Source organism: Ruegeria sp. AP12, from assembly GCF_056540025.1.
This window is the reverse complement of the sequence record NZ_JBQFVZ010000343.1, coordinates 1-520: the sequence shown is the minus strand read 5'-3', so window position 1 is coordinate 520 and position 520 is coordinate 1. Positions and strand designations below refer to the sequence as shown.

Annotated in this window: 1 protein-coding gene; it reads right to left on the bottom strand. The window is 66.9% G+C overall.

Annotated features, from left to right (window positions below; translation table 11 throughout):
* Positions 1-115: 115 nt before the first annotated feature.
* The gene (locus ACR0E6_RS23115; protein WP_480564064.1) at positions 116-454 is read right to left on the bottom strand and encodes a phage head closure protein; all 339 of its coding nucleotides are present in this window, start codon (positions 452-454) and stop codon (positions 116-118) included.
* Positions 455-520: the final 66 nt, after the last annotated feature.

Genomic DNA, 520 nt, shown 5'->3' with positions numbered 1-520 from the left:
ATGGTCCCCGCAGGCACCGCGTCGTAAATCGCACCGCCCGACAGCGTGCTCACCTGCGCGTCGCCTGACAGCTGTTGAAACACCGCCGCCTGCAAAGCGGCTGAAACGCCATAGCTCATGCCGCCACCTCTTCATCTGCAAAACAGGTCAGGTACTGGCCGCGTGGGTCCCGCTCAGCGACCGCCCGGATCACGAACCGTCGGGCACCTTCTCGGAACCGCTGGTCCGGAGCAGGCCGCATGCTCGACCCCTCAGGCGCGCCCCGCACAACGATCCGGTAGCCAACGCGCGAGATCGAAGCCCCACCGACCGCACGCTCCGCCCCGCTACGCGCCGTCACCTCGGCCCAGAGCGAGCCCAAAGCGGCCCAGGTTTCGGCATAGCCTCCAGCGCCGTCAGCGGTGCGAACCGGCGCTTCCAGCTCCAGCTTGCGGTTCAGTCGAGGCGCGTTCATTGCGTCACCCCAGCGCCGAAGCGCACTGTGCGATAGCGTTGAATCAGGCTAGTCACACCGAAAGGC

What these genes read in the sequence shown, in the direction of transcription:
- ACR0E6_RS23115 (WP_480564064.1), bottom strand. Translation starts at nt 454, where the DNA reads ATGAACGCGCCTCGACTGAACCGCAAGCTGGAGCTGGAAGCGCCGGTT.